The sequence below is a fragment of the Bosea sp. NBC_00550 genome (genome assembly GCF_026020075.1).
In the GTDB taxonomy this organism is placed as follows: Bacteria; Pseudomonadota; Alphaproteobacteria; order Rhizobiales; family Beijerinckiaceae; genus Allobosea.
In genome coordinates this window covers 1,036,808-1,055,973 of record NZ_CP102772.1, presented here as the reverse complement: position 1 = coordinate 1,055,973, position 19,166 = coordinate 1,036,808, and the positions used below count along the sequence as shown (strand labels likewise).

The following is a 19,166-nucleotide window of genomic DNA, read 5'->3' as shown; positions in this document are numbered from 1 at the left end:
CGACTTAGAAGCAGGCGACATCATTGCTTATGAAGCGATATCCGAAATACCGAAAATAGACGCCCCCCCCTTCGTGAATGGCAAAGACCGAATAGATGTCATCCGAGTTGAGATGATCGACAAATTCCTTCGGAAAAGGCTCTGCCCCGTTGTCCTTTAGCCGGAGATTGAGGTCGTAGAATTTTCGGAAAGCGTAGTGCTGTGGAATGTGGCAGGTGATCGAGCCTTCAAAACTCGTCTCAAAGTAGGCGGCGTACTCCGGTTTCAGACGGTGAACCTGCGGGGGGCCTGTTTGCGCAGCGCCCAAACTTGGGAGAATGGCGATTGCTGTAGCCGCAATCAAAACTCGGACCAAGCCCATCGCTTTCTCCCACTTGAACCAACTCGAACAGAACCGGTTGAGCCTAGGTTGCTAGGTGTTTAGTCCCGGCATTTGGTGGATTGGATCGAGGGTGAATCGTTCCGGCTCTGAAGTCCAGCGCTTGCAGATGAACTCGTAGGGCGTGAGGCCTTTGAGGGTCTTCAGGCGCCGGCCGAAATTGTAAGCTGAGACGAAGTCCTGGAGGTGACGATCGAGCTGGTCGTGGCTGTCGTAGTGATAGCGTTTGACGGTCGCGTCTTTGATCGTCCGGTTCATTCGCTCGACCTGCCCATTGGTCCAGGGATGGTTGATCTTGGTGAAGCGGTGCTCGATGCCATTCTCGCGGCAGCGCATCGCGAACATGTGGGTGATGTAACGGGCCGTGGGACCGTTGGCGTAGCGCGGCGGGAAGCGGAATTGGATGCCGTTGTCGGTCAGGATCGTATGGACCCTGTAGGGAACGGCTGCGATCAGGGCGACGAGGAAAGCTGAGGCCGTCACCCGGTTGGCGCTCTCCACCAGTTGCACGAAGGCGAATTTGCTCGTCCGATCGATCGCGACAAACAGATAGAGCTTTCCTTCGGCGGTCTGGACCTCGGCGATGTCGATGTGGAAGAAGCCGATCGGATAGGACTTGAACCGCTTCTTCGGCTCCTTGTCGCCCTCGATCTCCGGTAGCCGGCTGATGCCGTGCCGTTGCAGGCAGCGATGCAACGACGAACGGGTCAGATGCGGGATCGTGGCCTGAAGCGCGTAGAGGCAGTCATCCAAAGGCAGCAGGGTATGTCGTCGAAAGGCGACGATGATCGCCTCTTCCTCGGCTGACAGAACCGTCGAAGCCGGCTGCTGCGGGCCCGTCGGCAGATCAGCCACCGAGGCCCGCTTCTTCCACTTCGCGACGGTCTTCTGGTTGAGGCCGTAGCGCTTTGCCAGAGCCCTCAGGCTCGCTTGACTATGCTGTATCGCTCGACGGATCGCCTCCGTCGTTGTGGCGCTCCCGTGCAGAACCTGGCCCATAGTGCCTCCTTCCATCCGATGGAAAAGATCGCACCATCAAAACCTGGGATCAAACAGAGGCCCGCCGGGTCGCAATCCGAGGATTGTTCGCAGCGTCAGCCGCGGCGAGCGAAGGCCTTGAGCGTCGCCGCCGCCAGCGCCGACTTCAGGATCGCTCCGAGTACGAACGGCAGCGCGCCGACGGCGATCGCCTTGGACACGCCGATCAGCAGGCTGAGCCAGGCTACGCCGATCACCAGGCAGAGCGCATTGCCGGCCAGCATCGACGCGAAGGCGAAGCCGACGCGGCTGCCGTTCCAGCCCCGCTGCGCCAGCCAGCCGGTCAAGGCTGCGGCGAAGGGGAAGGCCAGCAGATAGCCGCCGGTCGGGCCCGCGAAGTAGGCTGCGCCGCCGACGGCGCCGGCGAAGACGGGCAAGCCCATGGCGCCCTGCGCCAGCCAGGCGATCACCGTGACCGCGCCGAGGCGCCAGCCATAGAGCGCGCCGATCAGCGTCACCGCGAAGGTCTGCATGGTCATCGGCACCGGGTACATCGGCACCTTGATCTGCGAGGACAGCGCCAGCAGCAGGCTGCCGATGATCACGGCACCGGCCTGCCAGGCAAGCGAACGGCTTTCCAGCCGCAGCGGGCTGAAGGGACGGCTGAGGGCAATATCGGTCATGGTCACTCCTTCGGCGGGGTCAAATTATCTATAATTTTGATCTTTGATCTATGATGGAGTCCATATCTCCGCTCAAAAGGCAAGCCACCCTCCTCCTCGCCCGCGTGGACCAGCCGTGCCAAGCCATCACCCGACGATGGCGAAGGCGCCGCGCGTCGCGCCCGACGCCGTCCGGACCCGTCGCTCGCCGATCCATTGGGCATGCCGGGCGAGCGTCACGAGCGCGGTTTCGATGTCGCCATTGCGCAGCGCCGTCAGGATGGCGCGATGGTCGTGATCGGTTGGCGTTTCCCATTCGGAACGCCAGGCCGAGAACAGGAAACGGGCGCTGGCGGCATGAAGGTCGTCGATCGTCGCGAGCAGCCGCTTCATGCCACAGGGCGCGACGATGGTGCGGTGGAAGCGGCGATTCGCCTCCTCCCAGGCGCGGACATCGGTCGCGGCATCGCAATCGCGTCGGGCCTGCTCGGCCTTGTCGAGGATAGCGGCCGTGAGATGCGGCGCGGCATGGCGCAGCGCGAGTACCTCGAGCGCGGCGCGCATCTCGGCCACCTCCCTCACCTCCGACAGATCGAAGGAGGCGACGCGGACGCCGCGACGCGGTTCGCTGATGGCGAGGCCCTGCGCCTCCAGGCGGCGAAAGGCTTCGCGCACCGGCACATGGCTGGTCTCGAACTCCTCGGCTACATGATCCTGGCGCAGGCGGGCGCCCGGCTCGATCTCTCCGGCGATGATCCGCTCGGCAAGGGTTCGGGCGATGCGGACGGCGATGGTGTCTTCGGCAGGCTTCGTCATGATTTATAGATAATTTGGCCGGCGCCCGGAGTCGACAGGCCGAGCACGCGTCGTCGCGACAATCGCTCCCGAACAATTCGTCGCTGCTGACGTTTTCTGTCAGGACGACGGCAGCAGCCGGCGCGGCTGCATGCTATTCATGCGGGGCAGACTGTCGCGAGGCTGGTATGGCCCGGCATATGCCCTATCTCTAGGCCTTCTCCGATACGGACGCCCCGATGGCCCGCAAGACCGATATCGCCGCCGCCCAAACGGCTGCCCAGCAAGCTGCCGCGCTTGAGGACATGTTCGACCGCAACCGCGCGGCCGATCCGAACAGCCGCGCCATCAGCGTGCGCGGCGCGCGCGAGCACAATCTCAAGAACGTCGACCTCGCGATTCCGCGCGACAAGCTCGTGGTGTTCACGGGGCTTTCGGGCTCGGGCAAGTCCTCGCTCGCCTTCGATACGATCTATGCCGAGGGCCAGCGCCGCTATGTCGAGAGCCTCTCGGCCTATGCCCGCCAGTTCCTCGAGATGATGCAGAAGCCCGATGTCGACCAGATCGACGGGCTCTCGCCGGCGATCTCGATCGAGCAGAAGACGACCTCGAAGAACCCGCGCTCGACCGTCGGCACCGTCACCGAGATCCACGACTACATGCGCCTGCTCTGGGCGCGCACCGGCGTTCCCTATTCGCCCGCGACCGGCCTGCCGATCGAGAGCCAGACCGTGCAGCAGATGGTCGATCGCCTCGTAGAGCTGCCGGAGAAGACGCGCGGCTACCTGCTGGCGCCCGTAGTGCGCGGCCGCAAGGGCGAGTTCCGCAAGGAGATGGCGGATTGGCTGAAGCGCGGCTTCCAGCGCGTCAAGGTCAATGGCGAGTTCTACGAGATCCCGGACGCCCCGACGCTGGACAAGAAGTTCAAGCACGACATCGACGTGGTCGTGGACCGCATCGTGATCCGCCCCGATCTCGGCGCGCGGCTGGCGGATTCGCTGGAGCAGGCGCTGGAGCTCACCGACGGCATCGCCGTCTTCGAATATGCCGACGAGAAGCAGGAGAACGGCGAAGCCCGCCGCGTCACCTTCTCGTCCAAGTTCGCCTGCCCGGTTTCCGGCTTCACCATTCCCGAGATCGAGCCCAGACTCTTTTCCTTCAACAACCCGTTTGGCGCCTGCCCGGTCTGCGACGGCCTCGGCCACGAGATGCGGATCGACCCGGACATGATCGTCCCCGATCATTCGCTGACGCTGAAGAAGGGCGCGATCGCACCCTGGGCCAAGTCGACCTCGCCCTATTACGGCCAGACGCTTGAGGCGCTCGCCCGGCATTTCGGCTTCTCGATGACCAAGCCCTGGTCCGAGCTGCCGGAGAGCGCGCAGAAGGCGATCCTGTTCGGCACTGGCACCGAGCCCGTGCGCATGGCCTATAACGACGGCCTGCGCTCCTATGAGGTGAAGAAGCCCTTCGAGGGCGTCATCACCAATATGGAGCGGCGCTGGAAGGAGACGGAATCGGACTGGGCGCGCGAGGAGATCGGCCGCTTCATGTCCGAGACGCCCTGCGCCGCCTGCGACGGCTATCGCCTCAAGCCCGAGGCGCTGGCGGTGAAGATCGACATGCGCCATATCGGCGAGGTCTCGAAGCTCTCGGTCAAGGACGCGCTGGACTGGGTCACCGCCCTGCCCGCGCGCCTCTCCAGGAAGCAGAACGAGATCGCCCCGCGCATCCTCAAGGAAATCCGCGACCGGCTGACCTTCCTGCTCGATGTCGGCCTGGAATATCTGACGCTCGCCCGCGCCTCCGGCACGCTGTCCGGCGGTGAGAGCCAGCGCATCCGCCTCGCCAGCCAGATCGGCTCGGGCCTCACTGGCGTGCTCTATGTGCTGGACGAGCCCTCGATCGGCCTGCACCAGCGCGACAATGAGCGCCTGCTCGGCACGCTGCGCCGGCTAAGGGACCTCGGCAACACGGTGATCGTGGTCGAGCATGACGAGGACGCGATCCTGACGGCGGATTATGTCGTCGATGTCGGCCCCGGCGCCGGCATCCATGGCGGCGAGATCGTCGCCAAGGGCACGCCGCAGGACATCCTCGACGATCCCAACTCTCTCACCGGCAAATACCTCACCGGCGAGATGTCGGTCGCGGTGCCGAAGGCGCGCCGCAAGGCGCAGAAGGGCCGCAGCCTCAAGATCGTCGGCGCGCGCGGCAACAACCTCAAGAATGTCGATGTCGAGATCCCCCTGGGGATGTTCACCTGCATCACCGGTGTCTCCGGCGGCGGCAAGTCGACGCTGGTCATCGACACGCTCTACAAGGCGGTGGCGCGCAAGCTGAACGGCTCGATCGAGCACCCTGCCCCGCATGACCGCATCGAGGGCATGGAGCATCTCGACAAGGTCATCGACATCGACCAGTCGCCGATCGGCCGCACGCCGCGCTCGAACCCGGCGACCTATACCGGCGCCTTCACGCCGATCCGCGAATGGTTCGCCGGCCTGCCGGAGGCGAAGGCGCGCGGCTACCAGGCCGGGCGCTTCTCCTTCAACGTCAAGGGCGGCCGCTGCGAGGCCTGCCAGGGCGACGGCGTCATCAAGATCGAGATGCACTTCCTGCCGGATGTCTACGTCACCTGCGACGTCTGCAAGGGCAAGCGCTACGACCGCGAAACCCTAGAGGTGAAATACCGCGACAAGTCGATCGCCGACGTGCTCGACATGTCGGTCGAGGAAGCCAAGGGCCTGTTCAAGGCGGTGCCCTCGATCCGCGACAAGATGGAGACGCTGGCGCGCGTCGGGCTGGACTATGTCAAGGTCGGCCAGCAGGCGACGACGCTCTCGGGCGGCGAGGCGCAGCGCGTCAAGCTCTCCAAGGAACTGTCGAAGCGCGCCACCGGCCGCACGCTCTACATCCTCGACGAGCCGACGACCGGCCTGCATTTCCACGACGTCGCCAAGCTCATGGAGGTGCTGCACGAGCTGGTCGACCAGGGCAATTCGGTGGTGGTGATCGAGCACAACCTCGAGGTGGTGAAGACCGCCGACTGGGTGATCGACATGGGGCCCGAAGGCGGCGACGGCGGCGGCAAGGTGGTGGCCGAAGGCACGCCGGAGGACATCGTCCGGATCGGCAAGGGCCACACCGCGCGGTTCCTCAAGGAGGTGCTGGAGCGCCGGCCGATCAAGAAGCCGAAGGTGCAGCGGCAGGCGGCGGAGTAGCCATAAGCCGACCTTCAATATTGGCGCTTATCGCATATTGAAGACACTAATGGTGATTCCACAGTGTAAAATAAGGCGCGGGTCCGGTTACGACCCAAAAACGTCCTTATGCAGCTTGGAGTAGACTGCCGTGCTAGGCTTGATGAGCTTCGACAGCGTGTTCCGGGCGAACGCGGGGGCATCGTTGCCCGCCTGCGTCAACGAAAGCATCCGCTTGGCCGCGTTATAGATGGCACCCGCCGCCTTTTTGAGGTCGTCCGCGGGATGCCCTGCATTCAACACATCCTGGACCGCAGCTGACTTAGCGGCGATCAGATCCACCGCCTTCTCGGGCTTTCCAACCGAAGCACACAGAGCGTTCAGCACCTCGTCGTCGTACAGATAAGCCTCGAGATGCCGGCGGCTGAGAACGTGTATGCCCTTCTTCTCGAAGTCCGCCACATCGGGCGCGGTATGGTCGTCCAAGTCGATCAAGCGAATGATCTTTATGCCTGAGGCTAGTTTCGGTAGCACAGTCGCCAGTCCAATAAAGTCGTTCTGCACTTCCTTCGAGTTGCCAGCAGAGATGAAGGTTGTGTCTGGCATCTCGTCGCCAAAGATAGTTTCATAAATCCGGGCGTCGTGCTCGGTGTTTTTCCCGAGGACCGCGCCCACCGGATTGCCTTCGCAGATGACCACCTGCTTGGGCGCCACCAGTGCGGCGAGGTCGTCGAGAGCTACGTGCATCACGCCCTCCCAAAAGGAACGGGTAGGCTTGCTTGGCGAGAGCGAAACTACCTGATCGAAATCGTGACCGCTAAAATCGATGAAAGCCACCGATGCCGGGTCGGCATCGTACATTTCGCGTGCCTTCCGCATCATTCCGATCGAGTGGGACGCGATCCAGAGTTGTGAATTGCCCGGGAGCAGTTCGACGAGCTCCTGGAGCAACGCGCCCTGCAGGCGGGTGTTCATATGCGTTTCGGGTTCGTCAATGCAGTATATAGCATCCGCATAGCTTCGCCGCTTCACGACAAAATCCAGGATCAGGTCGAAAGCTGCCTTCTCCCCCCCTGACAGATTCTTGTAGTCGAAGCCTTTTGACGTGCCCTTGTCGAACTGAAAAGTGCCCTGATCGAGGGGATTGCCAATCCCTACAAAGTTCAGGTCTGGAAATAGCCGGTTCAGCGGTGTTTGGATATCTCCGATTATCTTCTCACGGTAGGCACCCAGAGTAGTCGCCTCCTTCTCGTTGACAAAGACGTCCTCCATAGCTTGTGAGGCGAGGCGCTGATAATTTGCGCTGACTGTAGCATCGGACTCGATCAACCGATTTAAGCGCCTGTCATCAATTATTGGCCCTTGTCGCGAGAGCGAGTTGATGGCGAACTCCGGATCGTTCCGATATGCGGTTCGAACGTAGACATTGCCCTTGAAAAACCTATTTCCGAAATCAGTTACAATAGATATTCTTTGATTAATGTCATTCTCAGTTTCGAGAGGTCGATTGTAATATTTATTATCTCTGCTCCAAGAGCTAAATGCATCAACACCGTATCTAAGCAGTAGAGCGTCAAATAATGACGACTTACCCGAGCCATTAGGTCCAGCGAGAACGACCAATCTGGCGCTCACCGGGATGCCGCTGATTGTCAAATCTGAGAATCGCCGGAACCGTCTGATATGGCAATTAAGCAAATGCACGGTTGCCCCCTGAATCAACGCAAGAAATAGAACAGGTGCGGGGTCGTTTGACTAGGCCTCGCTGGTCAGGCGCGCGCAGCGCAATCGACGAGCGGCGGAAGTGCCCTCTGTGGGTTAGGAGAGCGCCCCACAAAACGCGATGGAGGGTGTCATGACCAAGACCAAGCACGACTTCACCGGCCAGCCGTCCTTTTGAGGTCGCGAGCAAGCGTCGGAAGTCCTACCCGTCCGAAACCCGCGTGAAGCGCGGCGTCCGCATCGTCCATGGCGATGTTGAGCTGCATGAAAAGCTCGGCCGCAACGATCTCTGCGTCTGCGGCTCCGGGCGCAGATTTCAAGAAGTGCTGCATGCCGAGCGGCCGTTTCGACGGCTCCGACCGGGATGACTACTTTCAGGGAGTGACATGGCTCCCTCGCCTCGCCGTCATGCTCGGGCTTGTCCCGAGCATCCACGTCTTGCGGCGCTGGTGGCGGGGGCGGCGAGTGGCGAAGCGCTCGCCTCGTCGATCCCGCGCAAAGGCGTGGATGGTCGCCACAAGGGCGACCATGACGGCGGCAGCCGGGCATAACGGCTAGAACCTCAGCCGATCAGGCCAGTTCGTCGCAAAGGTCGTTCCAGTCGGGATTGCGCGCCATGATCGTGCGGGTCTTGTAGGCGCGGTACCAGCGCTTCATCGAGCTTTCGCGCTGGATCGCGGCCTCGATCTCGTCGTGCCATTCGTACCAGACGAGGCATTTCAACCCATATGCCTTAGTGAAGCCGGCGATCAGGCCCTCGCGATGTTCGTGAACGCGCCGGCCGAGATCGCTCGTCACGCCCATATAAAGCGTGCCGTTGGGCCGGTTCGTCATGATGTAGACCCAGCCGCCCTTCTGCTTCATGCGAGCAGGATGCGATTGCGCGGACGAGGCAGCAAGGGCTCTACCGTCATGGTCGCCACAAGGGCGACCATGACGGTAGTGGGCGGTCATGATGGCGCGGATGTAGCCAGCAAACTTATCCTCACCCCTCCTCACCCGCCGTAACCTGCCCTCACCCATCACCCAAACGGGGCGGCCGTCCGGAGGTATGCTGGAGGCTAGATGAGCGTCGGCGCCTGCGGGCGGGGGTCACTCCCGCTACAGCAGCACACCCTCATCCGGCCCTCCGGGCCACCTTCTCCCCTCCGGGAGAAGGAAAGAGCGTCGCTGTTCCCTCGCCTAGCCCTGCGCCTCGCGCCAATGCGGATAGGTGACATAGGCGGTCACGACGTCCTCTTCATCGGCGCGGATCGTCACCGTCTCGCCCTTGGGCATGTAGACGATCTCGCCGGGGCCGGCGGTCACCGTTCCGTCCTCCGTCGTGACGGAGAGCCGGCCTTTCAGCACGATCATGATGTCGTCGACCGCCATCGTCTCGGTCAGGCTCGATCCGGCGGCCCAGCGCCCATAGCCGATGGTGACCGGCCCGCCATGCCGCTCGTCGACGAGGTTGCCGACATAGATCTCGCCGTCCTGCCCGGGCGAGCGTTCCAGCGTCGCGTCAGTGATCGCAAGTTTGCGCAGCTTCATCATCCTCTCCATCTCATCTCCGTCGGGAACTACGGGCTTTCGGCGCTCAGGTTCCCCATGCAGGGCGCCGGCAGGGTGAGGGGCGGCCGCTGATCGCCTGAGTGCTACGGGCCGCCTTGCCCTCGATTGCAGCGGCAGGCCCTCAACCGGCGCTCCGCGCCGCCTTCTCCCCCTGGAAGTCGGCTGTTGCCGACTTCGACACCCCAGGCTGAGCATCTTGGGCAGGCCCGAAATGGGTGGACGAAGGAAAGAGGCGTCGCGGCTCCCTCGCCTTCCCGTCATTCCGGGGCCGCCAAGGGCCGAACCCGGAACCCACGACCGGGTGAGCGCTCCCCGCCGCTCCGGCGAGAGGAACGCCCGGAAACGTGGCTCGGGTTGGCGTCTGGTCGGGGGTTCCGGATTCTCGCTTCGCGAGCCCCGGAATGACAGAGGGCGCAAGCTCAACCATGACCGCGTAGCGCGGGGATAGCGCGCCGCCCTTATCCCCGCCCCTCATCGCCCGCCCTAACCTGCCCTCGCCCATCACCCAAGCGGGGCGGCCGTCCGGAGGTGTGCTGGAGGTTGGGTGAGGGTCGGCGCCTGCGGGCGGGGGTCACGCCCCGCTCCCGGGAGGCTTCGGGGCACCGCTCTGGGGACATTACGATCCCTGCGCGAGGAGCTCGCTGGGAGGATCGAAGGGGAAGGCTCCGCAAGCGGAGACGCGACAAGGCCGGCATCGGGCCGAAACCGGGGGCTCCCCGTTTCGGAACCATCCGATGCACGAGACAAAACGGGCCGCCTCGCGGTCCGTGCCGAACTGGCGTCGAGGCGCGTGGAGCCGGAACCGGAGACCGTAGAAGCGCGGCCCGGAGACTGAAATCGCCGAAGGCGGAGCGCCACGGGGCGTGCGGATGGTGGCTCAATCCATCCGCGCCGCATCCTGGCAGTGGACGCGGATCACTCGACCAACGCGCCTCGCGGCGCTCCGCCAGCCCCGTATCGACGCGGCGAAGCCAGCCTTCGCCGCGTGCGGACGCGTGCTTGCTGTGATGGCGCGCCTTGCGCTCAGCCGAGGCGGCGCGTCACGCCGCCCTTGATGACGCGCCCGCCATGAGGGGCCGGCGGGCCGAGATAATAGGCGCCGCCGCCTGCGCCCACGCCGACGCCAAGCGCCGGCCAGCCGGGATCGGCATAGGCGTTGAGCTCCCAGCAGCGCAGTTTCTGGCGCTCGGACTCGGTGGTGGCGTCGTTGCAGCGGGAGACCTGCGAGCGCTGCCAGAAGGCTGCGGCCGGCTGCGACGCGGCGGCGCCGGCCAGCAGCGCCAGGAGGAACATCCTGTTCATCGCCTCTTCCCGTTCGGGGTTGGAGCCCTATGATGGCCGGCAGGCCCTTGCCGAACGCTTAAGGGGGCGTCCGAATCGGCGCGCGCCGATCGGCGCGACGGCATGGCGACCCGGCCGAGCACAGGAGACCCGACGTGAAGCTGCCCATCGCCATCCATACCGACGAGGATTACGACCGCGCGCAGCAGCGCGTGGCCGAGCTGAACAGGTTGCCGGAGAGTTCCGACAAGGAGAAGGAGCTGCATGCGCTGGCCGAAGCCATGCTCGCCTTCGAGCTGCGCCGCGACGACGCCGAGGACTGAGGCGCGCGGGCCGTTTCAGCCGGGCCGCGCCTTATGAATCGTTGCTGGCGTTGAGCTCCTCGGGGCGCATCCCCTCATCCGGCGGCCCGGCCTGCCGCGCCGCCCATTTCGTCACGATCTCCGCGACGAGATCGGCCCTCGAGCGGCCGGGAGCCTGCTTCTCGATATAGCGATCGAGCGCCGCCAGCGTCTCGTCGCCGAGCGCAACCGCAACTGTAGCCAGCGACATCGAAGCCTCCATCGTCATTTCCAGGGAACAGCGCCGCGCCTGCGGCGTTTTCCCAGTGCGGCATACGAGCACGACCTCGTTCCGCGAGCAAATTCTTTCAGAACCGAAGCGAAACTGATGTCTTCGGGCAGGTTATCCTTGTCTTAGTGCATCCTCTCAGCTACGATACATTACGGTCTGAACAAATTTGCCTCTCGTTTGTTGTTATGACAACCCGCATCGCTGCGGAAACATTCAGGAGGACAGCAAATGATCAAACGTATTGTGTTAGCTTCCGTCGCCGCGGGCCTGCTCTCGGCTACAGCCATCGCCCAAACGACTTCGCCGACGCCTCCCTCCTCGGCTCCGAGCGCCTCTACCTCCGCCGAGAAGGCCACGCCGGCGCCGACCAATCTCGCCGGCCAGGGCAAGTGGCGCACGAGCAAGCTGATCGGCGTCGATATCTACGGCCCCGACGACAAGAAGGTCGGCGACGTCACCGAGGTGATCGTCGACAAGATGGGCAAGGTCGAGATGGTGACCGTCGGCGTCGGCGGCTTCCTCGGCATCGGCGCGAAGGATGTCGCGATCCCGTTCGAGCAGGTGAGCTGGAGCGACCAGCCGATCACGCCGCCTGCGCCTGCTCCGGCTCCGGCTGCTTCGGGTAGCGGCGGCACCGCCGGCGGCAGCGCGACGATGCCCGCCACGCCTCCTGTCGCTGCGGCGCCCAGGGCACCGGCGATGTATCCGGATCACGGCAAGATCACGCTGACCAAGGACCAGCTCCATTCGGCGCCCGCCGTGACGTATTCGGGCAGCTAAGCCCTAGCCGTTCTTAGGACACAACGAAGCCCGCCCGCGAGGGCGGGCTTCCTGCCGTCTAGAAAGTTTAACCGAAAGGCAGGCCGCGCATCAGCGGCGGAATCGCCTCCGGCAGATCGTCCGCGATCAGTCCGAACCCGAGCGCCTCCCCGGCTCGGCCGTGCAGCCAGACGGCCGCGCAGGACGCCTCGAACGCGCTCATCCCCTGCGCCAGCAGGCCGGCGATCAGCCCGGCCAGGACATCGCCGGAGCCCGCCGTCGCCAGCGCCGCAGAGCCGGTGGCATTGATCGCGGCCCGGCCGTCCGGCGCGGCGATGACCGTATCCGCCCCCTTGTAGACGACGATGGCTCCGCACAGGGCTGCCGCCTTTCGGGCGCGCTCCAACTTCGAGCCCTCCGCCGCAATCGTAGGCTCCCTGCCGAACAGGCGCTGGAATTCGCCTTCGTGCGGGGTGAGGACGCGACAGGCGTCGCGTTGTCGAGTGAGCGCTTCTCCTCGCAGAGATGTAGCGAGCAAGGTCAACGCATCGGCGTCGAGCACAATCGGCTTGTCGCTGGCGAGGGCGGCACGGACGAGCCCGGAAGCCCGCTCGTCCAATCCCAGCGCCGGGCCGGCCAACACGGCCGAAACCCGCCGATCGCGAAGGAACTCGGAAAAGCCCTCACCATCCGCAATCGGCCGCTGCATCAGTGCATCGGGGCCGCGCGACGCATGCGCGGCCAGCGCTTCGGGTGCACAGAGGATAGTCGCGAGCCCGGCGCCGATGCGCAGGGCGGCCCGCGCGCTCAACCGCGGCGCACCGACACTGGCGATGCCGCCCGCGGCAACCGCGACGGCGCCGCGGCGGAATTTGTGCGTATCGAGGCCGTGATGCGGCCAAGCTCCCAGCCAAAGCGCAGGTTCGTTGCGAAAGGCGGTCGGTGCGATGTCCCGCAGCGCGTCTTGGGCTGGAATTCCGATATCGGCGACGATGGTTTCGCCGCAAAGCGAGCGGCCCGGCAGCAGCAGATGACCTGGCTTCAACCGGAAGAAGGTGACGGTCTCCGTCGCCTGTACGGCGGGGCCTTCGGCTTGCCCGGTATCGCCTGACAAACCGCTGGGAACGTCCACCGCGATCACCGGCCGGCCGGAAGCGTTCATGATGGCCACGGCCCCCGCAGCCTCGCCCGAAAGCGGGCGGCCCAGCCCGGCGCCGAACAGCGCATCGACGAAGAGATCGGGTTTCGCATCTCCAAGCGAAGCCAGCGGCAGAACCGGCCCGTTCCAACGGGAGAAGGCGATCGCAGCATCGCTTCGGAGAGCCTCTGACGCGCCGAGCAGCGCCACATGGACCTTCAGCCCCTGTTCCTGCAGCAGGCGCGCTGCGACAAACCCGTCGCCGCCATTGTTGCCGGGCCCGCAGGCGACCGCGATGGACGCGCCCTCCCCGACGCGGCGCAGCACCGCCTCGGCGACAGCACGTCCGGCCCGTTCCATCAGGACGATTCCCGCCGTTCCAGCGGCGATCGCAATGCTGTCGGCCCGGCGCATCTGCTCCGTGGAAAGCAGGACGAGTTCCGATGGCTTCATCGCGTCGGTTTCGGCGGTGGTCATATGCCAACATTGGATTGCGTCACCAAGCACTTCAAGAGAAGGCTCGCCTGGCTGATTGATCTAGAAATAAGCATGTGATCATTTTTTGTGCTGTTTTTTGCCTCCCAGGCAGGCTGTCCGACCGCCCCTGCCGCATGGCGGGGCGTTCGCGCCGATGCTATGAGCAGAAGAACGGTCGCAACCGTCCGAAGCCGAGGGCCCATCTGCCCGAGACGGCGGATCGTTGTGGTTCCATTCCGGCGCGAGCCGGATCCTCGAAGCGCAGTGGAGGTCGATCGGCGCATGAAGAAGATCGAAGCGATCATCAAGCCCTTCAAGCTGGACGAGGTGAAGGAGGCGCTTCAGGAGGTGGGGCTTCAGGGTATCACGGTCCTCGAAGCCAAGGGCTTCGGCCGCCAGAAGGGGCATACCGAGCTCTATCGCGGGGCCGAGTACGTGGTCGATTTCCTGCCGAAGGTGAAGATCGAGATCGTACTGGCTGACGACATGGTGGACCGCGCCATCGAAGCGATCGTCAAGGCCGCCCAGACGGGCCGGATCGGCGATGGCAAGATTTTTGTATCGACCATCGAGGGGGCGATCCGCATCCGCACCGGCGAGACCGGCGCAGACGCGATCTGAGGACTCTCTCCCCATCATTCGGAATCAAAGGCCGCGGCTGGATTGGAGCCGGCGACGGCCCACGAGTTTGAGAAACTATTGGCAAGAGGAATGCTGAAATGAAGAGCGCCAAGGATGTCCTCAAGGCGATCAAGGACAACGACGTCAAATATGTCGACTTCCGCTTCACCGACCCGCGCGGCAAGTGGCAGCATGTGACCTTCGATGTCGGCATGATCGACGAGGACATCTTCGCCGAGGGCACGATGTTCGACGGCTCATCGATCGCCGGCTGGAAGGCCATCAACGAGTCCGACATGCTGCTGATGCCGGATCCGACGACCGCGACGATGGACCCGTTCTTCTCGGCCGCCACCATGGTCATCAACTGCGACGTGCTCGAGCCGGCCACCGGCGAGCCCTATGGCCGCGATCCCCGCGGCATCGCCAAGAAGGCCGAGGCCTATCTGAAGTCGACCGGCATCGGCGACACGGTCTATGTCGGTCCCGAGGCCGAGTTCTTCGTCTTCGACGACGTCAAGATCGCTGCCGACCCGTACCACACCGGCTTCAAGCTGGATAACGTCGAGCTGCCGATCAACGGCTATGCCGATTACGAGGGCGGCAATCTCGGCCACCGCGTCGCCACCAAGGGCGGCTACTTCCCCGTCCCGCCGCAGGATTCGGCGCAGGACATGCGCGGCGAGATGCTGGCTGCGATGCAGTCCATGGGCGTGGTCGTCGAGAAGCACCACCACGAGGTCGCTTCTGCCCAGCACGAGCTCGGCATGAAGTTCGACACGCTGACGCACACCGCCGACCTGATGCAGATCTACAAGTACGCGATCCACAACGTGGCCCAGAGCTACGGCAAGACCGCGACCTTCATGCCGAAGCCGATCTATGGCGACAACGGCTCGGGCATGCATGTCCATCAGTCGATCTGGAAGAACGGCAAGCCGGTCTTCGCCGGCAACAAGTACGCCGACCTGTCGCAGGAGTGCCTCTGGTACATCGGCGGCATCATCAAGCACGCCAAGTCGCTGAACGCCTTCACGAACCCCTCGACCAACTCCTACAAGCGCCTCGTCCCGGGCTATGAGGCTCCGGTGCTGCTCGCCTATTCGGCGCGCAACCGCTCGGCCTCCTGCCGTATTCCGTGGACGACCTCGCCGAAGGCCAAGCGCGTCGAGGTTCGCTTCCCCGATCCGATGGCGAACCCCTATCTCGCCTTCGCCGCCATGCTGATGGCCGGCCTCGACGGCATCGTGAACAAGATCGATCCGGGCCCGGCGATGGACAAGGATCTCTACGACCTGCCGCCGCGCGAGCTGAAGAAGATCCCGACCGTCTGCGGTTCGCTGCGCGAGGCGCTGGAGTCGCTCAAGAAGGACAACGCCTACCTCAAGGCCGGCGGCGTCTTCAATGACGACTTCATCGAGAGCTATATCGAGCTCAAGATGCAGGATGTGGCGCGTTTCGAGATGACGCCGCACCCGGTCGAGTTCGCGATGTACTACTCCTACTGAGGGATCTCGGTGGGCGCCTCCTGGCGCCCACCGGGCAAACCTCGCTGGATGCGGCTCAGCCGCACCGGCCCAGGATGCCGGGGCGCTTATGCGCCCCGGCTTTTTTGTCCGACCCCACCTGCCTCGTCAGGATGCGCGGTTGTCGACGATGAGGATTTGCCCGGAGCTCCCCGCCGTCTGGGAAGCGAGATTGGCATTGTAGCTCGTCAGCGGCGGGACGAGCCCGACCGTCGACGCCGAGACTATCGCATTGGCGCCCGCCCCCGAAATGATGTTGTTTCTCACGACGATCTTTCCGGCTTGGGCACTCGACGAGAACGCGATGCCGACGCCGCAATCGCGGACCAGGTTTCCGTCGCAGGCGAGATCGCGCGCGCCCTGCGCCACGCCCAGCTTGATGCCGCCGGCCGCGCCTTCGATGATGTTCCCGTTCACCGCGGAATCCTGCTCCACGGTGATGCCGATGGCGGTGGTGTTGTAGTTTCCAACCCCACCTGAACCCGGAATCGCGGCGACGGTCAGGTTGCTGATCTGGTTGCCGGCCACGATCGAGCGCGGGCGACGCCATCGTTGAAATAGCCGGAATTGGCGATGTTGATGCCGTCGCCGGCCGTGTCGACCCGGTTGTTCACGATGGTCGCGCCCGTTCCGTTCCGTCCCGCGCCCGGGGCTTCGTAGTAGAGGCAGGCCTCGCGGATGTTCCAGCAGGAGTTGCCCTGAATGAGAACCCGCGAGCCCCCATTGACGCGGACCGCCGAGGATTTGCTCGCCTCATCGCTAGCAAGAGAAGACAAGAACGAACAAAGAACATAATGGATATATATTCCTATGACGCAACCCCCGGCCTTTTTGCTTGACCGCTGTCATTCCCAGGCCGGGGTAACGTCACCTTCACGCGTGATCCGGCAGGTTCAGGAGACAGTTTCCGGACGGCGGCGCGCAAGACTTGCAGACCATCTCGATCAATGGGCGTTTTCTCGGCCAGCCGCTGACCGGCGTGCAGCGCTTTGCGCTGGAATTGACCAGGGCGCTTGACCGGCGGATCGGCGCAGGCACGGTTCCGGAATCGCTGAAGGCTGCGCGCTGGCGCCTCCTCGCTCCGCGGGATGCCCCCAAGACCCATGAATTCCGGCATATCGCCCTGGAACGCTTCGGCCCGTTCTCCGGCCATCTCTGGGAGCAAACCGCGCTCGCACGCCGGGCTGCGGGAGACATCCTCGTCGGCTTCGGCGGCAGCGGGCCGCTGCTGCATCGCAGGCAGATCGTCGTGATCCACGACGTCACCATCTTCCGCCACGCGGAGGCATTCAGCACCTCCTATCGCGCCACGCACAAGCTCCTCGGCTTCGGGCTGACGCGCACGGCGCGCGTCGCGACCGTCTCCCGCTTCTCCCGTGGCGAGCTCGGCGCGGTCTTCGGCGTCGCGCCTGAGACGATCCCGGTCCTCTACAACGCCACCGATCATTTCTCCGGGATCGTCCCGGACGAAACCGTGCTGCAACGCCTGGGCCTGGAAGGCGCGAAATTCTTCTTCATGCTGGGCACCTTGAAGCCCAACAAGAATGTCGATTTCGCCATCCGCGCCTTCGACGCGCTCGGCGACACCGGCTGGAAACTCGTCATCGCAGGCGCGCTCGACCGAAGCGGGGTTTTCAAGGCCGATACCCCGGCGATCGCCGACAATCTCATCTTCACCGGGCGCCTGACCGATCCGGAGATCGTCGCGCTCGAACGCCGCGCCCGCGCCTTCGTCTTTCCGAGCCTCTATGAAGGCTTCGGCATTCCGCCGCTCGAAGCGATGACGCAGGGCTGCCCGGTATTGGCTGCGGATATTCCTGCGGTTCGCGAAGCCTGCGGAGACGCGGCGCTCTATTTCGATCCCCGCGATCGTGCCGACCTGGAAAGCGCGATGCGCCGGATCATGGGTGCCGATGACGATGCGGCCGGGCTGGTCGAGAAAGGCCGTGCCAATCTCGCGCGATTTTCCTGGAACAAGAGTGCCGAGACCCTCCTGTCGACGCTGTCGGACATGGCTGCGCCACGGCGCTGACCGCGCTCTTCACGAAATCTCGGATGACGCATCCTGGCGGCGGAGCAGCGACGCGACGGTTGCGGTCGCCGGCGGGATGCACAGCAGGAAGACAGCCAGCGACACCGGCAACGAGGTCTGCGGCGTGCCGGCATTGGCGAGCCCGGCGATGGCGAGTGCAGCGAGCGCGCTGGCCAGTGTCAGTCTGGGCCAGCGGAACGGCATCGACAGGAACAGCGGCGTCCCCAGGATGACCGCCACGGCCGCCCCAGCGGCACCGCTGTAAAGCAACCCGCTCAGCGAGCCGCCGGACAGGCTCCAGCCGGCGAGCGAGCTCAGGTTGAGAAGGATGGCGTCGATGACGGCAAGTCCTATGATCGGCTTCAGCCGCTGCGTCAGATGGGCAGGCGTCGGCAGCAGGTTCTGGACCCAGGCGCGCAACAGCGCGAGAATCGTCACGGCCGGGGCGGCGAGCAGGAAGGATTCGCGCAGCTCGGCCTTGACCAGCCAGGCCGCGGCCGGCGCCAACAGGCACAAAATCAAGGCCGCCGTCACGAGCGAGCTGTTCGCCAGTTGCCCGTAGTAGCGGCCGAGGCGCTCCCGGAACGCCGGCGAATCCGGCTCGCGGTCATAGCTAGCGACCAGTTCGGGATAGCGGATCGCATGTAGCGCCGAGACGACCAGGATGAAGGGTCGCTGCAGGAGGTCGAGCGCCAGCAGCGCGCCGGCCGCCCCCTGGCTGCCGATCACGGCCGTCAGCAGCGCCTTGAGCCCGAGTGGCGCCAGAAGGCTGGCCACGGATGCTCCGGCCGAAACGCCGCCATAGGCCAGGTACTTCTTCAACAGATGGCGCTGCGGGCGGTGGAGCCCGTGCGCCAGCGGGCCACCGGCAAGCCGCGCCAGCACGATATAGACGAGGCTTCCAGCCAGCATGCCTGCTACCGCGCCTGAAAGCGTCGGGGCAAGCATGGCGCCGCCGAGTGTCCCGATCGCCACGAGCGACGCCCGAGCAGCCTGCAGGATCGAGAACAGCCGAAAATTCTGCCGAAAGCGCAGCATCGTCAGATGCAGCTCCGTGCCGCCCTGGAACACCGCAAAGAAGACTCCGCCGATGGCGATGCCTGTCGACGCCGCGCCCGAGGCGAGAACCCCTCCTCCCACCAGCAGGCACAGCGCGGCACAGACGGCGAAAGCGTACAGGATGACCGAGCGCTGGGCCGTCTCGTCTGCGCCGGGATAGAACCGGCTGCAGGAGAACCGAATCCATTCGAAGACGGTGATGCTGGCGAACTGGCTGATCGTGATGAAGAGCGAATAATGGGTGAACTGCTGCGGCGCCAGGATGCGCGAGACAAGGAGCAGCAGCCCGAGCGCCAGCACGGCCTGATAGACATAGGCTCCGAGAGCAGCGATCTGGCCCACCGGCGCGATGCTCCGCTCAGGCCATGCCAGGCGCAGCACGCAGGCGCGCGCCGCTATCGGCCGGC

Annotated in this window: 20 protein-coding genes; 7 read left to right on the top strand and 13 right to left on the bottom strand. The window is 64.5% G+C overall.

Annotation, left to right across the window (positions count from 1 at the left end; all coding sequences use genetic code 11):
* Positions 1-4 precede the first annotated feature (4 nt).
* The 4 genes from NWE53_RS04970 to NWE53_RS04955 all read right to left on the bottom strand — a co-directional run bounded on the left by NWE53_RS04970 (position 5) and on the right by NWE53_RS04955 (position 2,835).
* Complete coding sequence (locus tag NWE53_RS04970; protein WP_265053262.1) at positions 5-361, bottom strand: hypothetical protein; 357 nt, start codon at positions 359-361, stop codon at positions 5-7.
* A gap of 51 nt (positions 362-412) precedes the next feature.
* Positions 413-1,378, bottom strand: a complete 966-nt coding sequence (locus NWE53_RS04965; protein WP_265053261.1) for an IS481 family transposase — start codon at positions 1,376-1,378, stop codon at positions 413-415.
* Positions 1,379-1,473: 95 nt separating this feature from the next.
* Positions 1,474-2,040: a biotin transporter BioY gene (locus NWE53_RS04960; protein ID WP_265053260.1), complete on the bottom strand. Its 567-nt coding sequence runs from the start codon at positions 2,038-2,040 to the stop codon at positions 1,474-1,476.
* Between the two features lie 126 nt (positions 2,041-2,166).
* Complete coding sequence (locus NWE53_RS04955) at positions 2,167-2,835, bottom strand: GntR family transcriptional regulator (protein ID WP_265053259.1); 669 nt, start codon at positions 2,833-2,835, stop codon at positions 2,167-2,169.
* A 218-nt stretch (positions 2,836-3,053) separates the two neighbouring features.
* Between NWE53_RS04955 and uvrA the strand changes: the two genes are divergently transcribed.
* Positions 3,054-6,038, top strand: a complete 2,985-nt coding sequence (gene uvrA / locus NWE53_RS04950) for an excinuclease ABC subunit UvrA (protein WP_442864960.1) — start codon at positions 3,054-3,056, stop codon at positions 6,036-6,038.
* A gap of 87 nt (positions 6,039-6,125) precedes the next feature.
* On the opposite strand, the gene NWE53_RS04945 is transcribed toward uvrA, so the two are convergent.
* The gene (locus NWE53_RS04945; RefSeq protein WP_265053258.1) at positions 6,126-7,721 is read right to left on the bottom strand and encodes an AAA family ATPase; all 1,596 of its coding nucleotides are present in this window, start codon (positions 7,719-7,721) and stop codon (positions 6,126-6,128) included.
* Between the two features lie 239 nt (positions 7,722-7,960).
* On the opposite strand from NWE53_RS04945, the gene NWE53_RS04940 reads away from it, so the two are divergent.
* The gene (locus NWE53_RS04940) at positions 7,961-8,107 is read left to right on the top strand and encodes an SEC-C metal-binding domain-containing protein (RefSeq protein ID WP_265053257.1); all 147 of its coding nucleotides are present in this window, start codon (positions 7,961-7,963) and stop codon (positions 8,105-8,107) included.
* A 202-nt stretch (positions 8,108-8,309) separates the two neighbouring features.
* Here NWE53_RS04940 and NWE53_RS04935 read toward each other — a convergent pair whose 3' ends face one another.
* From NWE53_RS04935 to NWE53_RS04925, 3 genes are all read right to left on the bottom strand, one after another.
* The gene (locus NWE53_RS04935) at positions 8,310-8,603 is read right to left on the bottom strand and encodes a GIY-YIG nuclease family protein (RefSeq protein WP_265053256.1); all 294 of its coding nucleotides are present in this window, start codon (positions 8,601-8,603) and stop codon (positions 8,310-8,312) included.
* 318 nt (positions 8,604-8,921) lie between these two features.
* Positions 8,922-9,272, bottom strand: a complete 351-nt coding sequence (locus NWE53_RS04930; protein ID WP_265053255.1) for an AraC family ligand binding domain-containing protein — start codon at positions 9,270-9,272, stop codon at positions 8,922-8,924.
* 1,044 nt (positions 9,273-10,316) lie between these two features.
* On the bottom strand, positions 10,317-10,595 hold the full coding sequence (locus NWE53_RS04925; RefSeq protein ID WP_265053254.1) for a hypothetical protein: 279 nt from the start codon (positions 10,593-10,595) through the stop codon (positions 10,317-10,319).
* A gap of 134 nt (positions 10,596-10,729) precedes the next feature.
* Here NWE53_RS04925 and NWE53_RS04920 point away from each other — a divergent pair, with 134 nt between their 5' ends.
* Entirely contained in the window at positions 10,730-10,897 is a 168-nt protein-coding gene (locus tag NWE53_RS04920) for a hypothetical protein (protein ID WP_265053253.1), read from the top strand.
* 31 nt (positions 10,898-10,928) lie between these two features.
* On the opposite strand, the gene NWE53_RS04915 is transcribed toward NWE53_RS04920, so the two are convergent.
* A complete protein-coding gene (locus tag NWE53_RS04915) occupies positions 10,929-11,126 on the bottom strand; it encodes a hypothetical protein (protein ID WP_265053252.1) in 198 nt (65 codons plus the stop codon).
* Between the two features lie 249 nt (positions 11,127-11,375).
* Here NWE53_RS04915 and NWE53_RS04910 point away from each other — a divergent pair, with 249 nt between their 5' ends.
* The gene (locus tag NWE53_RS04910) at positions 11,376-11,927 is read left to right on the top strand and encodes a PRC-barrel domain-containing protein (protein WP_265053251.1); all 552 of its coding nucleotides are present in this window, start codon (positions 11,376-11,378) and stop codon (positions 11,925-11,927) included.
* A 67-nt stretch (positions 11,928-11,994) separates the two neighbouring features.
* Here NWE53_RS04910 and NWE53_RS04905 read toward each other — a convergent pair whose 3' ends face one another.
* Complete coding sequence (locus NWE53_RS04905) at positions 11,995-13,551, bottom strand: NAD(P)H-hydrate dehydratase (protein WP_320109551.1); 1,557 nt, start codon at positions 13,549-13,551, stop codon at positions 11,995-11,997.
* Between the two features lie 252 nt (positions 13,552-13,803).
* Between NWE53_RS04905 and NWE53_RS04900 the strand changes: the two genes are divergently transcribed.
* Both NWE53_RS04900 and glnA read left to right on the top strand, forming a co-directional pair.
* Positions 13,804-14,142: a P-II family nitrogen regulator gene (locus tag NWE53_RS04900; RefSeq protein WP_265053250.1), complete on the top strand. Its 339-nt coding sequence runs from the start codon at positions 13,804-13,806 to the stop codon at positions 14,140-14,142.
* A gap of 98 nt (positions 14,143-14,240) precedes the next feature.
* Positions 14,241-15,650 (top strand): type I glutamate--ammonia ligase, encoded by a 1,410-nt coding sequence (gene glnA / locus NWE53_RS04895; protein ID WP_265053249.1) that lies wholly within the window; start codon positions 14,241-14,243, stop codon positions 15,648-15,650.
* A gap of 126 nt (positions 15,651-15,776) precedes the next feature.
* On the opposite strand, the gene NWE53_RS04890 is transcribed toward glnA, so the two are convergent.
* Both NWE53_RS04890 and NWE53_RS04885 read right to left on the bottom strand, forming a co-directional pair.
* Positions 15,777-16,196: a hypothetical protein gene (locus tag NWE53_RS04890; protein ID WP_265053248.1), complete on the bottom strand. Its 420-nt coding sequence runs from the start codon at positions 16,194-16,196 to the stop codon at positions 15,777-15,779.
* On the bottom strand, positions 16,169-16,444 hold the full coding sequence (locus NWE53_RS04885) for a hypothetical protein (protein WP_265053247.1): 276 nt from the start codon (positions 16,442-16,444) through the stop codon (positions 16,169-16,171). The genes NWE53_RS04890 and NWE53_RS04885 overlap by 28 nt, the downstream gene beginning before the upstream one ends.
* 152 nt (positions 16,445-16,596) lie before the next feature.
* Here NWE53_RS04885 and NWE53_RS04880 point away from each other — a divergent pair, with 152 nt between their 5' ends.
* Complete coding sequence (locus NWE53_RS04880; RefSeq protein WP_265053246.1) at positions 16,597-17,700, top strand: glycosyltransferase family 4 protein; 1,104 nt, start codon at positions 16,597-16,599, stop codon at positions 17,698-17,700.
* A gap of 9 nt (positions 17,701-17,709) precedes the next feature.
* Here the strand turns inward: NWE53_RS04880 and NWE53_RS04875 are convergent, their stop codons facing one another.
* Positions 17,710-19,101, bottom strand: coding sequence for a hypothetical protein (locus NWE53_RS04875; protein ID WP_265053245.1), 1,392 nt, complete (start codon positions 19,099-19,101; stop codon positions 17,710-17,712).
* Positions 19,102-19,166: the final 65 nt, after the last annotated feature.

What these genes read in the sequence shown, in the direction of transcription:
- NWE53_RS04955 (WP_265053259.1), bottom strand. Translation starts at nt 2,835, where the DNA reads ATGACGAAGCCTGCCGAAGACACCATCGCCGTCCGCATCGCCCGAACC.
- NWE53_RS04970 (WP_265053262.1), bottom strand. Translation starts at nt 361, where the DNA reads ATGGGCTTGGTCCGAGTTTTGATTGCGGCTACAGCAATCGCCATTCTC.
- NWE53_RS04900 (WP_265053250.1), top strand. Translation starts at nt 13,804, where the DNA reads ATGAAGAAGATCGAAGCGATCATCAAGCCCTTCAAGCTGGACGAGGTG.
- NWE53_RS04915 (WP_265053252.1), bottom strand. Translation starts at nt 11,126, where the DNA reads ATGTCGCTGGCTACAGTTGCGGTTGCGCTCGGCGACGAGACGCTGGCG.
- NWE53_RS04960 (WP_265053260.1), bottom strand. Translation starts at nt 2,040, where the DNA reads ATGACCGATATTGCCCTCAGCCGTCCCTTCAGCCCGCTGCGGCTGGAA.
- NWE53_RS04935 (WP_265053256.1), bottom strand. Translation starts at nt 8,603, where the DNA reads ATGAAGCAGAAGGGCGGCTGGGTCTACATCATGACGAACCGGCCCAAC.
- glnA (WP_265053249.1), top strand. Translation starts at nt 14,241, where the DNA reads ATGAAGAGCGCCAAGGATGTCCTCAAGGCGATCAAGGACAACGACGTC.
- NWE53_RS04925 (WP_265053254.1), bottom strand. Translation starts at nt 10,595, where the DNA reads ATGAACAGGATGTTCCTCCTGGCGCTGCTGGCCGGCGCCGCCGCGTCG.
- uvrA (WP_442864960.1), top strand. Translation starts at nt 3,054, where the DNA reads ATGGCCCGCAAGACCGATATCGCCGCCGCCCAAACGGCTGCCCAGCAA.
- NWE53_RS04930 (WP_265053255.1), bottom strand. Translation starts at nt 9,272, where the DNA reads ATGAAGCTGCGCAAACTTGCGATCACTGACGCGACGCTGGAACGCTCG.
- NWE53_RS04910 (WP_265053251.1), top strand. Translation starts at nt 11,376, where the DNA reads ATGATCAAACGTATTGTGTTAGCTTCCGTCGCCGCGGGCCTGCTCTCG.
- NWE53_RS04965 (WP_265053261.1), bottom strand. Translation starts at nt 1,378, where the DNA reads ATGGGCCAGGTTCTGCACGGGAGCGCCACAACGACGGAGGCGATCCGT.